The sequence below is a fragment of the Methylomonas sp. MED-D genome (assembly GCF_050276835.1).
In the GTDB taxonomy this organism is placed as follows: domain Bacteria; phylum Pseudomonadota; class Gammaproteobacteria; order Methylococcales; family Methylomonadaceae; genus Methylomonas; species Methylomonas koyamae_A.
Window position 1 is genome coordinate 2644287 of record NZ_CP189965.1, and the last position, 13002, is coordinate 2657288.

Annotated in this window: 11 protein-coding genes and 1 riboswitch; of the genes, 2 read left to right on the top strand and 9 right to left on the bottom strand. The window is 57.1% G+C overall.

Annotated features, from left to right (window positions below; genetic code table 11):
• Positions 1-95 precede the first annotated feature (95 nt).
• Both ACQE3E_RS11710 and ACQE3E_RS11715 read left to right on the top strand, forming a co-directional pair.
• Entirely contained in the window at positions 96-788 is a 693-nt protein-coding gene (locus tag ACQE3E_RS11710) for a DUF2914 domain-containing protein (RefSeq protein WP_313727851.1), read from the top strand.
• Positions 789-853: 65 nt separating this feature from the next.
• Positions 854-1171 (top strand): H-NS family nucleoid-associated regulatory protein, encoded by a 318-nt coding sequence (locus ACQE3E_RS11715; RefSeq protein ID WP_064027593.1) that lies wholly within the window; start codon positions 854-856, stop codon positions 1169-1171.
• On the opposite strand, the gene ACQE3E_RS11720 is transcribed toward ACQE3E_RS11715, so the two are convergent.
• From ACQE3E_RS11720 to ACQE3E_RS11760, 9 genes are all read right to left on the bottom strand, one after another.
• Complete coding sequence (locus tag ACQE3E_RS11720; RefSeq protein ID WP_313727850.1) at positions 1168-1950, bottom strand: alpha/beta fold hydrolase; 783 nt, start codon at positions 1948-1950, stop codon at positions 1168-1170. The genes ACQE3E_RS11715 and ACQE3E_RS11720 overlap by 4 nt on opposite strands.
• The gene (locus ACQE3E_RS11725) at positions 1943-2956 is read right to left on the bottom strand and encodes a M14 family zinc carboxypeptidase (protein WP_064027589.1); all 1014 of its coding nucleotides are present in this window, start codon (positions 2954-2956) and stop codon (positions 1943-1945) included. The genes ACQE3E_RS11720 and ACQE3E_RS11725 overlap by 8 nt, the downstream gene beginning before the upstream one ends.
• 8 nt (positions 2957-2964) lie before the next feature.
• Positions 2965-4686, bottom strand: a complete 1722-nt coding sequence (locus tag ACQE3E_RS11730) for a lysophospholipid acyltransferase family protein (RefSeq protein WP_427500562.1) — start codon at positions 4684-4686, stop codon at positions 2965-2967.
• A 162-nt stretch (positions 4687-4848) separates the two neighbouring features.
• Positions 4849-6498: a sialidase family protein gene (locus tag ACQE3E_RS11735; protein WP_313727849.1), complete on the bottom strand. Its 1650-nt coding sequence runs from the start codon at positions 6496-6498 to the stop codon at positions 4849-4851.
• On the bottom strand, positions 6495-7349 hold the full coding sequence (locus ACQE3E_RS11740; protein ID WP_313727848.1) for a VPLPA-CTERM sorting domain-containing protein: 855 nt from the start codon (positions 7347-7349) through the stop codon (positions 6495-6497). Before ACQE3E_RS11740 ends, ACQE3E_RS11735 begins: the two co-directional genes overlap by 4 nt.
• Entirely contained in the window at positions 7342-8178 is an 837-nt protein-coding gene (locus tag ACQE3E_RS11745; protein ID WP_313727847.1) for a hypothetical protein, read from the bottom strand. Before ACQE3E_RS11745 ends, ACQE3E_RS11740 begins: the two co-directional genes overlap by 8 nt.
• Before the next feature lie 85 nt (positions 8179-8263).
• A complete protein-coding gene (locus ACQE3E_RS11750) occupies positions 8264-9034 on the bottom strand; it encodes a hypothetical protein (protein ID WP_313727846.1) in 771 nt (256 codons plus the stop codon).
• 109 nt (positions 9035-9143) lie between these two features.
• Positions 9144-9223: riboswitch (cyclic di-GMP riboswitch) on the bottom strand.
• Between the two features lie 67 nt (positions 9224-9290).
• Positions 9291-11753, bottom strand: coding sequence for a TonB-dependent siderophore receptor (locus tag ACQE3E_RS11755; RefSeq protein WP_313727845.1), 2463 nt, complete (start codon positions 11751-11753; stop codon positions 9291-9293).
• Positions 11754-11984: 231 nt separating this feature from the next.
• Positions 11985-12998, bottom strand: a complete 1014-nt coding sequence (locus tag ACQE3E_RS11760; protein ID WP_313727844.1) for a FecR family protein — start codon at positions 12996-12998, stop codon at positions 11985-11987.
• Positions 12999-13002: the final 4 nt, after the last annotated feature.

Consider the following 13002-nt stretch of genomic DNA (forward strand, 5'->3'; position numbering starts at 1 on the left):
TAAAATGATATATTACCAAGCAGTAAGTGCGGAACCGCGCCGGTCGATATTCCGGCTCGAGCGGTATTTCAGCCCTGGGAAACGTCGGTAAACACATGTCTGAAAATAAAGTCGTTATCAAAATAAACTACGATAAATCCAGAAGCGGTCAAGTACCCCAAACACCGAAGATGGTAACTGTTTGGCATACCGGGCGAATTGCCGCGGTAGCCGGGTTAATGGCGGCGGCTATCATGCTATCCGCGTGGTTATTCATCGACAATAGCGAGCAAACCCCGGCTAACCTTACGCCGGAAACCTTGCCAATGGCCCCGGAAACTAGTATGCGGTCTGACAACTCAATTGTGGCGCCGCAAGTTGAAACGTCGCCGTTGGCGGCGCGAAAATCTCCCGGAGAAACTCCGGTTTCTCCAAGCTCAATCTCGGAACAGAAACGTCAACCGGCCATCATTTACTCAAGGAAAGTGATCCGGGCATCGTTAACCTACGGTATAAAGGATACCGAGCCGACCGAGCAAGTCAAATCGGCTTCCGTTCAGATCAGGAAGGAGCCAATCGAGTTATATTACTTCAACGAGGTGAAAAACTTGAAAGGTAAGACCTTGTTTCATCAATGGTTCAAGGACGGCCAGCCGGTACTCAAAAAGACAATCGAGGTAAAAGATAATAAAGCCAAGGTTTGGACTGCTAAAAACTTGTCGTCCAGGGATAAAGGTCAGTGGCGAGTACAGTTGCTTGGAAAAAAAGGCGAACTATACTCAGAGACGGGATTCGATGTAATCCAATGACGGTATTTTATTTATTACAAGTTGATGATAGAATCCGTTGCGTCATTTAATTATCTGAGGAATATATGACTGATTTAACTACTTTATCCGAATCTGAATTGCAAGCAGTTATCGAAAACGCCGAGAAAGTCTTGAAAGACAGACAATCCAGCAAACGCAAGGAAGTAATTGCACAAATCAAGGACTTGGCGACTTCTATCGGCGTTGGCGTTGAAATACACGAACTCGACAAAAAAGCCGAAAGAAAAATCGGTAAAGTTGCCGCGCGTTATCGTAATCCGGCGGACGCCAACCAAACTTGGTCCGGTCGCGGATTGGCACCAAAATGGATGCAGGAATTACTGGCCGCGGGTCGCGACAAAGCGGAATTTGAGATCGCTTAATCGATCGCTTCGGTTCCCTGATTTGCTATCCAGGTCCGCAACCGATTAACTAGCCAGTCAGGGTCGTCCAGCGGTAAGTCGTGGCCAGCCCACGGATGGCTATCATTGGATAATTGCCAGCGTTGGCTAACGGCACTAGAGCAGGCCGGAGCGACCAGTCGGTCGCCGAGGCCGCTCAATACCAACCAAGGCATGCCATCGGGCGGGGTTTTCGGCCGAAATCGAGCCGCCGCGATCAATTGCTTGGCGGCGTTGCTCGGATTTACCGGGCGTTCGCTTTGAATATCGAGCCAAACCTTACTCAATTCCTCGATATTTCGAGTTTGATTCGAGACCAGCTCCAAAATTCGCCGTTCGCGGCGACCGATTTCCCGCTCCAGTAAAATATTTGCCAACGCCCCATAGCTTTGCCAGCGTAGCCGTCGATAAAACGGACTCACGCCCGCGAAACTCGTATTGATCAAGCACCCTGCGGCTACGTCTGCGGGATAGCGACACGCCCACTCCCAGGCCACCATGCCGCCCAGCGACAACGCCAACAGCGTGACGGGGCGTTCAAGCGCGCCGGCTCGATAGGCTCGCTCACGGGTTAGTTCCATGATGCTACCTATCGAAGTCGGGCAGGCCTCACGAAAATGACTGCCGGTACCGGGTAAATCCACACAGGTGACCCTGGAGGCTGGGAAGGCTGACCGCAGGCGTAAGGGAAAGTCGCCCCAATGCGCGGTTTCCCTCGCTAGACCGCGCAGCAGCAACCAATGACGACCGGCCTCACCCATACCAATTCGCCAAGGCTTGGCCGCGCAAGATTTGCTGCCGTTCCGGGTCCAGAATCGCCCAAGCGCCGGGATGCAGCAAACACCGGTATAAAAAATCGAACAACGTCAAGTGGCGGCGCATGATGCGTTGTTGACGATGCGGTAGTAACGGATGGAATAAGCCATGGCGTTGGAATAAATGGGTCGGATTTTTGCGCAACCACAACCAGGACCCCATTTCCAAGGTCAACGGTAAAAACAATTTGCCTCTGGCACGGCGCGCGACATGGTCGTCGTAAAGGTAATCCCATAAATCGCCGCTGATCACGTATTCCTGACTCATCGGTTCGATTTTGTAAACGTGATGAGGGTAGCAGGCGTCGAACAGTTGCTTCAATGCGCAGGCCTCGGCGATGTCCGGGTACGGGGTATGGTTGGAGGCATACGGAAACCACAGCCGGTCCTGGATCCCGAAGCCGGAATGCAGGTCCACGGCGATCGCTAGCGGAGCAGGAAACAGCTCGTCGTGGACGACTCGGCACAGTGCCTGGGCTTCCTTCTCCATCCGCGATTCGTCGCCCCGGTACCAAGGCAAGCGCGCGCTCAGTCGCTGGCCGCTGTATAAGCGGGTTTTGCCGACGCTTTCGATCGGCGAATTGCGCATCAAATCGACCCCGTTCCCGTTGCAGCGCGTACCCCGGAATACGCCGACCGGATTTACGATCGGCATAAACACCAGCCGCGACTTGGTCAAGCGAGTGTTGAATTCCTCGTCCCAGTCCAGCAAAGCCGCTATGGTCTGCATATAGGCCAGGATTACTTCGGTGCCGATTTTCTCCAGGCCGTGGATGCCGCCAAAAAAGGCCAGTACCGGAGCATCCGGGCGTTCGGAACCGAGGCTGATGCAGTGAATCGGGAATTCTCTACCCTTACAGGCTACGGTTTCGACAACGCGGCATCTGGCACGAGAGCCCAGGCGTGCGACGACCGTCTCGAGTTCGTCGAGTTCGGAAAAAGCACGTTGCATGATTGGCGTTACCCCGCCAAGGATCGCTCTATATAACGTTGGCGCTTTTTCGGCGCAATTTTATCGACCTCGACCATGATCAGGCTGTCTATGCAGTTATTGAAGTCCGGATCGATATTGAAGTCGATGAAATGACAGCCGTTATCCACGCATAATTCCACGTATTGCTTGTATAAGGTTGGCACCTTGACGCCCAGCTTTTTCAGTTCGGAATTGAGAATCTTGAAGCTGGTTGAATAGTCGCCGGCGAATTCGGCGGCCGCGAAATTCTGACCGGTTTCGGAAATCGTGAACGGCATCCTGGCAATCGCGTGGGGTAGGGTGGCACCGAATTGCTGGCGGTAAAATCCCACGATTAACTCCTTGGCGGCGTAAGGATAGGCGTTACTGATACTGACCGGCCCGAACAAATATTTAATATCGGGACGTTCGCGCAAATAGGCGCCGATGCCATACCAGAGATACTCCAGACTATGCTGCCCCCAATAACGCGGTTGCACGAAGCTGCGGCCCAGTTCGAGGCTGTTGGGCAGATAGTCGGCGAACTCGCTTTTCAAGTCGAACAAGGTTTGACTGTAAAAGCCCTCGACGCCGTGATTGGCCAAAATGCGCGGACCGTCGCCGACCCGGTAGGCGCCGACGATTTCCAGGTCGTTGTCGTCCCACAATACGATATGGCTGTAATACACGTCGAACTTATCCAGGTCCAGCGCCAACCCGGTACCTTCCTCGACAGTGCGGAAGGTCAGCTCGCGCAAGCGGGCGATCTCTCGCATCACCGGACAGTCGTCGCGAAATTCATATAGAAAGATCTTTTTGCCATCGCGGGTTTCGCCCAGCAGACGCGCTTGGAACAAGGCTTTTTTAATCGCCTTGGTATCGGACGGATGCACGACGGTCGCCACCGTGTCGAACAAGGCCAGTTGGTTTTTCTTGCCAAGATTCTGCACGTGCTTGCGAAAGCGCTGGCTCAGTTGTTTATTGGTTTGCTCGGTTTCGGCGTAAGCCTGGTAGGGGATAGGCGCACCGACCCGAAAGCTGATTTCTTGGCCTTTCTTATTGAACATTTCCTTGACCAACAGAAAGGTGCCGAGCGGTTTGTACAGCGTGGACATGCTGTAAAACAACGCGGAATTCTTGGCCTTGATATGGATGGGTAAGATCGGGCATTGGGCTTTGCGAGCCAGCTTCAAGAAACCGGTTTGCCATTTGCCGTCGCGTATGCCCTTGGGCGTGATCCGCGATACTTCGCCGGCCGGGAAGAAGATGATCGCTTCCTCGTTTTCCAATGCATCCAGCATAATTTTGTAGGTATTTTTCAGATTCTTTTGTTCGGACAGTACGTCCACCGGCAAGAATATCGATTGCAGCGGCTCCATGTGGTACAGCACGCGATTGGCAACGATACGCACATCTGGTCGCACCGAGCGGATCAATTTTACCAACGCCAAGCCGTCCAAGGTGCCGATCGGATGATTGGCGACGATCAGCAGCCGCCCCTCGGCAGGGATGTTGTTGTAGGATTCGTTACCGACTTGGTAGCTGAACTTAAAATAATTCAGCAATTTATCGAGAAACGCGAAGCCACGCAGATGTTGGTTTTCGCGAATGACGTCGTTGAAGTCGTCTTCATGTATCAGTTTTTTCAATGCCTTCAGCAGCAGTTTGTTGTCCTTGCCGAGTTTCAGGTCGGGGTAAGTCTCGTGCAAAATGCGTTCGGCATCGATCATGGGCGAATATCCTGGTCAAAACGGTAGTTGCCGGGATTCTAATGACAGAATATGTCAGAAATATGTCAACGCTTGGCGCGGCGGAAGCGCGCCGATTTGGATAGACTTGCTACTCGAGCGCGTTTTTCGCGCGCTCGAGTAGCGTGATCGCTTAGGTTTAATTTATTGAATGGCGCATTGCGTTCTGGTGCAGAGCAGGGCCTGGCGGCGGGCGTCCAGCAGGTTGATCACGCCGTTCCGGTCCAGATCGGCTGGGTCTTCGCTACCGCGCGCCGGTCGGTTACGTAACGCGAGCAGGGCGTTCAGATCTTGCTTGTCCACATCCTTGTCGGCGTCCAGGTCACCGGGTACGACCATGTTCTCGCAGCTGTCGGGCAGATGGTTGGCGTTGGTGTCGCCGGTTAGACGCAACTTGATGTCGCTGACATCGGAGACGCCGTTATCGTTACAGTCCGGATACACATTTAAATAATAGACGTCCTGTTCGCCGTTATAGGTCGCCGAATACGCCACGTGAGCACCCAATGCGTCCGAAACCAAGTGAGTGTAATCACCCAGTTTTTGCGCTCCCAGCGGATAGGCGATGTGGGTGTTGAACACCGGCGTCACCGGCCGATTCTTGCTCCAGGTCAGGCCGCCGTCCCAGGAGTAGGAATAATACAAGCGCGACAGCGCCGGCCGCAGATTGTCGCGGGTGTCGTACCAGACCGCGTCTATCCGGCCGTTCGGCGCCACGCCTTGCATTGCGAACCACTGGTAGGCGTCCTTGTGCGGTGTGTCGTCGTTGATTTTCACCGGCGCGGACCAAGTCAGACCACCGTCACTACTGCGAATGAATTTGACATCCTGGTTATCGGCGCCGGCCGGATCGACCGAAGACATCAAATAAATATTGCCGCGTAATGGCCCGTCGGACTGATCGACATTCACTTGGAGATCTCCCGGCGGACCGTATTGATTGGGATTGTTCTGAAACTGGAACATGACCGGCGAGCCGCCCATATCGACGGGTTGAGTCGTGAAACTCGGCAACGCGTCGGGATCGCGGGCGTTCAGCGAGGTCGCCAACAGATACTTGCCGAATATCAATTTGGCGCCGACCAATTCGCCATCCTCGCTACGGCCGCTGACATAGGTTTGACCCGCGGGGCCCACCGCGATCGTGCCGAACGCCGGACTCTCCGGAATCGCGACCGGCGCCTCGAAGCTAACGCCCCCATTGCTGGAACGCGTAAAACGGCGGTCGTCCAGACCCTCGCGCCAGACCAGATAGACGTGGCCGTCGCTGGAGGTGCCGCTACGATCGATGCCGATCCGGCCCTTATCGGCGCCTTCGCCGTAAGCGTGGACCGGTACGCCCCAACTGATGCCGCCGTCCGTGGACTTAAGGACCTGAACGTCTTGAGCGTAGCTGCCGGTTGCATCGTAGTGGAGGTTTTGATAGTAGAAATCGCCGGCCGAATCAACGTCCACCATGATATTGGTGCGCTGTTCGCCCGGCGTGACAACGCCGGGGAAATGCCAGGATAGCCCACCGTCGTCGCTGTAAGCCCAACCACCTTGGCGGTTACCGGACGCTACCGTCGCAAACTGCTTCCAGCCGGCGACCAATCGTTTGGGGTTATTGGGGTCTTGGGCGATGGTCGGCTCGTGCGCGGCGTCGCCGGTAACATTGCGGCCGACTGCATCGACGTTCATTTGCACACTAACGAACTGTTGGTAAGTCACGGCGTTTGCATTTGCCAGCGGCGCTTGCGCGCCCAGCAGCAGCATGCACGCGGCCGTGATCGGATCGAGACGGCCGCCGGTCATCGTTTGACTCCACGCCGGCGGATGCCGGTCAAGCCAATCAATCCCGTGCCGAACAACCAAACCGCCGCCGGCACCGGCACGGCGGCCACTTGACCGCAACCGGCGAAACTGCCGACACCCAAACAAAAGTCACCGACATCGGCTTGGCGGGCACCGCCTAAAAAATCGGCATTCTCCGGGCTCATCAACAAGTCGCCGCTCAATTGCCAGTTATTGGCGTCGGCGATTATCAGACTCAAATTCGCCAAATCGAACAACACCATGCTAAAGCTGATGTTGTTTTGCAGGTACCAGCCGCCCGGTGTGCCGGCCTGTCCCAAGTCGTCCCAAGCGGCTTGCCGGTTGGCGACGCTGTAACGCAAGCTGAAGTCGCCAGTCACCAGCGAACCGTTGTAGTTGCCGCGAAACAATTCCACGCCGGTCATGCCCAGACTACCGGTTCCGGTCAGAGTTTCGCTATCGATGGCGAAATTGGGCGTCGTCGCTTTTACGTAGCGATTTTGGGCCTGACCACTCGGATTGACGGCGCTGACCGGCGTGATGTCGTGAACCAGATTCACCGCCGGAATTTCGGTTCTGCTGGTATTGCCGAGATAGAAGTAGGAATCGCTGAACTGGGTGTAGTCGGATTGCGTCGTGTCGAAGTAAGCGACCAGAAACTCACCGGGCGCGCTGGAGCTGCCGCCCACCAGCACCGCCAAGGCCTCTCGGTCGTATTGGGTCGTAAACGTGCCGCCCAAATCGGCGTGCAGCGCGGTTGCGTTGGCCAGGGCCGGCATGCCGGCGCTCAACGCGGCTATCGCCGCCGCGCTATACCAGCGCGCTACTGACTGCTCGATGCGCTTAAACATGGCTAGCCTCCGAACCGAATATGGTCATTCGGCGGCCCTTGCCACCCAGAACCGCCAAGCCAGTGCCGAACAGCCAAATGGCACCGGGCAGCGGAACCGCGCTGACTTGACCGCATCCGGCAAAGCTGCCCGCGCCTAAGCAAAAGTCGCCGACATCGGCCAGCGCGCTGCCCCTCAGCATGCTGGCATTTTCCGGCGACATCGCCAGATCGCCGCTAAATTGCCAGTTATCGGCATCGATCCAGCTAATACTTAGGTTGCTGAAGTCGTAAACCGCCATCGTGAAATAAATATTGTTGTCCAGATACCAACCGCTGCCACCATGGTTTTGGCGAGCGGCATCGAAACGTACCGCGAAATCACCGTTGACCAAGCCGGCGCCGTTGGGTGGGTAGTTTGGCGCGAAGAAGCCTTGGACGCCCGCCAAACCGACTTGACCGGCGGTGCCGCCGGCCAGGTTTTCGGTATCGATGTGAAAGTCCGCCGACGTGGCTTGTTGAAAGCGTTGCGCGGCTTGACCGGCAATATCGCCGCCGATCGCGGTAATCGTGAAGGATTGGTTCAGCGCCGGAATTTCGGCGGTAGCGACTTGGCCGACCAGGGCGCCGCCACTATTGGCGGGATCGGTCGGGTCGGCCGCCACCGCGTCCCAATATGTGCTGAGGTAATAGCCACCGGCGTAAGGTGCCAGCGCGACAGCGTCCAGATTCATTGTAAACGTGCCGGAGTTCGGCGCGTTTAGAACCAAGGCCATCGCATTCGGCGACAGCGCCAACGCGGCAACCAAGGGTAGCCCGAGGCGGATTCGGTAAAAAGGCAAAATAGGCATCGCGATTCCTGTAAAAAACGTTGAGCAAGCGCCGCGCCGGCACAATCTGTCGCGGCGCTCTGATCGAACCAGCAAAAAGGTTGGCTTAATCCGCAAGGTTCTTACGGCGCGTCGCACCGACCAAGCCAATCAGACCACTACCGAACAACCAGACGGCGGTTGGCACGGGTACCGCCGCCGGAAGGTTCATCGAAAGGCTGCCGACGACTGCGTCGGTGGCGGAAATCCCCAGGAACGATCCCCAGGTCAGGCCGAATGGGCTGGGATACTTATTGCTGCCGCTTCCAAAAATCAGGTCGCCACTCAAGGTCAGTTCGCCGCCGGCGTTCACGGTTTCGCTGGTATTGGTCAGTTGCAAAAACGTGGTGCCCGAGAAAAATTGGTCGTAAGTCACCAGATTCCACACGCCGCCGATTTTTTGCAGACGAAAATCGTAAGGTGTCAATGAGCCGCTACTGGTGCCGGGTACCGACATGCGCATGCCGCCGCTGAGACCGATTTGGCCGCTGGCGGTGTTACCGACCTCCATCGTGGTCGCTTGCAGCGTGCGGTTGACGGCGGCGTAACTGGTCGTGGTGAAATTGGTGTTGATCGGTAGCGTCATGTCGATGGCCGATGCAACGCCGCCGACGGTATCGGCGGTAATGGCGATCTGGTTGTAGCTGGCATCAAAGAAGCTATCGATCCGCCAACCACCGGTGACGGCGGCTAACGCCGCGTTGTCGATTGAAATGCCGACGCTGCCGGTAACGAGCGCGGCTTCAGCGCTGGCAGGCGCGAGAAATCCGCCCAACATCGCGATGGAAAGAGCACCGGCGGTGGCTAGTTGCAATCGGTAACTGTGTTTTTGTGTCATGGCATGTCCTTAAAGGGTCGAAATAATGAAAATGTCTGGCCGCAAGGCGCACGTTTCCCGTAACGCCGGACCGAGTTTTCGGTCCGGCGCTGGAAGCGAACATGGCAGTACGGGCAACCCGGCGGTCTTTTGGTCCAAAGATCCGTGGTTTTCCGGCTCCGTCTCGCGGCGGATGTGGCGTTTTTGCCGCCGGTCCCGGCGGCTTCACTCTAGTTCCTTAAGTGATCCGTCCTTTAGCTCCGTGTGTTCAGGCGACCTAATAGCGGTACGCGATGTTGAAATACAGTTCGGTATCCGCGCCGGGTGCGACCCGGCCGTCGAAATAATCGAAAGGTCGATAATAATGTTCGCCGCTAAGGTTTTTGACGGTGGCCGCCAATTTCCATGCCGACGTTTCGTACCCCAGACTGGCGTCCACACAGTGGTAGCCGGAGGTCTTGAAGCGGTTGTCCTTGGATAAATAGGCGCCCGCGCTTAAATTCACGCCAACCCCGATTCGCCAACCGGGTAGCAAGGACGCCGGCAGTTGGTAATTCAACCACAGCCGCCCGGCCTGGTCGGGCACCTGAGGCAAACGGTTACCGGCCGGAACGCCGGCTTTATCGTCCTGGTAGCGCGCCAACGTGTACGCATAATTGCCAAGCAAATCCAGCCCTTCCGATAACCGCCAATTCAAGTCCGCTTCCGTGCCCTCGGCGCTTTGACCGCCGGAGGCGGTCGAGCGTAGCAAGGCGTCGCTCCCATCCGGCACCGCCACCCGTTCGCGGTCGATTCGGTACACGGCAAGTTGGCCGCGCCAAGTACCGTCGATATCGAATTTCAAACCGGTCTCAACGTGGCGCGCCAATTCCGGCAACGGCGTATCGGCAAACTCGACGAAGGGCTGGCCGCGCATACCTTCGCTGTAACCGGCAAACCAGGTCCAGGCTGAACCGATGTCGACGGCGACGCCCAACCGGGGCAACCATTTCTCGGCGTCGGTGCTGGTCGAGCGGCCGCTCGCGGTGTTTCGAAAATCGATGGACACCTTCCCTCTACGCAAGCCGGCCAGCAAATGTAGCCGATTGTAAAAACTGCCCTGCCATTGCAGATAGCCGCCGTAGGTCAGATTACCGATAAACTGGTTTGGCTGCGCCGGTTCGGGGACGGCATACCTTAACCCGAAGTTGGGTTGGGCAAGATCCACCAAACCGGTATTCGCCAAATCGGCGCCGACGAAGCCAATATCGTCGAGTTCGCCGCGGTCGGCACCGATGACCAAGGTGTGCTCGCTGTTTTCCGAGGCGAACTTTCCGGTCAGATAGCCGAGCACGCTGAACTCGCGTTGGCGTTGATACAGCTCGGCGTTAACCAGCCCCCATGCCGACGCTCCCAATGCGCTCAGCGGCCGATCGGCTATAAAGCCATCGTCGCCGAATAGCGTTTGCACCCGCTGATCGAAACTGGCTCGAGACACCCGGCTTTTCAGCGTGATCGTCCAGTGCTTATCCCAACGATGCTCGAACTCGCCCCAAATCGCTTGGCTGTCCGAACGGCTTTGGGGCGCATCGGCCGGGCCGATAAAGCTGTCCGGTGGGAGCCGAAACCGGCCGGCTAAGGTGCCGGTGGCCGGCAAGCCTTGATACTCGGTTTGCCGCCAATGCGACAATTTCCCGCGCAAGGTAAGCTTGTTACGATGGTTGTCGGTGAAGGTCAGGGCCGGATTCAAGTTGTAACGCTGGGTCTCGACCGCATCGACGCGGTTGCCGGCATCGGTAAATTCACCGGTCATCCGCAGCCAAACCCGGCTATGCAAAGGCTGATTGATATCGAAATTCGGTTGAAAGTAGTCGTGAGATCCCGTTCGGAAGCCGAATTCGCCGAAAGCCTCGGGCCGAGCTTGCTTGGAAATCAAATTCACGACACCGCCGACCGGGGCGCCCGAGCCGCCGGCGTAGAGCAGGGCGTTGCTGCCCTTGAGCACTTCCAGGCTGGCAACGTTAATCGTGCTTTCCCGGTCGCCGGGATTGTAATACTGGGTAAAGCCGTCCAGCAGTTGCTCGGAGGGAAAGCCGCGAATGAGCGTCCCTTCCAGGACCGGCGAATACAAGGGATTGCGCGCCACCACGCCGCTGACGTTGCTTAAGGCCTCGCTGACCGTGACGGCTTGCTGGTCGTCCAGCAGGTCGCGGGTAACGCCGGCGACTGTTTGCGGAATCCGTCGCACCGGCGTGTCGGTCAATGTGGCGCTCTGCATTCGGTCGAGGGTATACGAGGCGACATCGTCGGCCGGTTCGGCAATCGGTTTGCCGATGACCGTGACTGGCGGCAACGCAACCGGAGCCCGTCGCGGGTTGGTGGGGCGCTCCCCGGTCTCGAGCGTGATCGTACGGGCGTCCAGAAAGCGGAATGTCAACCGGCTGTTTTGCAATAGGGTGCGTAGCCCTTGTTCCACGCTCATGCGTCCCTTCAGTGCGGGAGCGCTCAGGCCGCGCAAGTCGTCAACCGGAAATACCAATTCAAGGTTCGACTTGGCGGCGAACTCGATCAGCGCGTCGTTCAACGACTGAGCGGGTATGTTGTAGTCGAATCCGACCGGCTCGGCCAAAACCGGTATCCAAACCATCGCGCCGCTCAGTGAAGTGACCACGCACAGCAAAGCGACTTTGTCGACGCCTGTGGCCGGCGTGGCGACTTGGTCTGAGTGGTAGCTGCGGCTGGGTGCGGGTCGGTGTTTCAAACGTCTTCCTGTTTTGAAAATGACTGTCTTCAATAAGGAAGTCGTTCGAGCGAGAAAATCGACTACGAAAAAAACAAAAAAATATCCGAGAGCAACACAAGCGCCAAGATGAACAGGATTTCGCCGACTCACTATTCGAAACATTGCAGTCATGGCTTAAGTGCAAGCGGGAACGTAATCGTGGTGATCGGGCGTGGGGCGCGCCCAGCGGCAAGCGGGAGAGTAAGCGGATTAATGATGTAAAACCGTCCAAAACGGTCCTAGCCGAGACGATTTTAAATTCAAGGCCAAGGTTAGCGTTTTCAGCGCGCTATCCGGATCGTCCAAGGCAAACACGCCGCTGACGCGTTGCCTGGCCAATTCGGTATCGCTAAGAAAAATCCTGCCGTAACGATAACGTTCCAATTCGGCAACCAATTCCGCTAAGGGCTTGTCGTTGATGATTAGGCGACGCTGCCGCCACGCGCCGGATTGATCCAGCCGCACAGGGGCGGGTGCCGCCAAGGGCCGGCCTTCTCGCAGTTCGACGGCCTGACCGGCCGCGACTTCGAGTTTGGTCTCGCGGCCGGCGCTGACCGCGACGGCGTGTTCCTTGACTTCGATTCGGGTCAAGCCGGCGTCGGTTTTATAGACGTCGAATATCGTTCCCAGGGCGCGCACGGTCACATCGGCGGCCGCTACTTCGAACGGTCGCGTGCTGTCCGGAGCCACGCTGAAACTGGCCTGACCGTGATGCAATACAATACGGCGCAGCCCGGCATCGAACTGGACCGAAATCGCGCTGTCGGTATTCAACATCAGCCGGCTACCGTCGCTTAGGCGGATATCGCGCAATTCGCCGGTTTGGGTACGATAGTCGCTAAGCAGCGCGTCCAGCCAGTGGGCCTGACGCGGCAGAATCAACTGCGTTGCCAGTAACCAGGCCGCGGCGATGGCCGCGACGCCTTGTAACCGGCGCCAACGGTGTTTGCGAGGTTTGGGAGCGACCGAGCGCATCAAAGGACGTGTACTCGAAATTGGGGCGGCACTGCTCGGTCGTGGCTGTTCACGTCCCGCTAGAACCATATCGTGGAAAAGCGCTTCCGCTAGGTTATACGCGTCGGCGTGAGCGGGGTCGCTGGCTAACCAAATCGCGAAGTCTTCCAGATCGGCGTCGGTCAATTGGTCGTCGCGCAATCTGACCAGCCAATTCAAGGCTTGTTGTTTAGGCGAAGTATCGGGAAGCGCGTCGGAGGAATCGGACATGCTG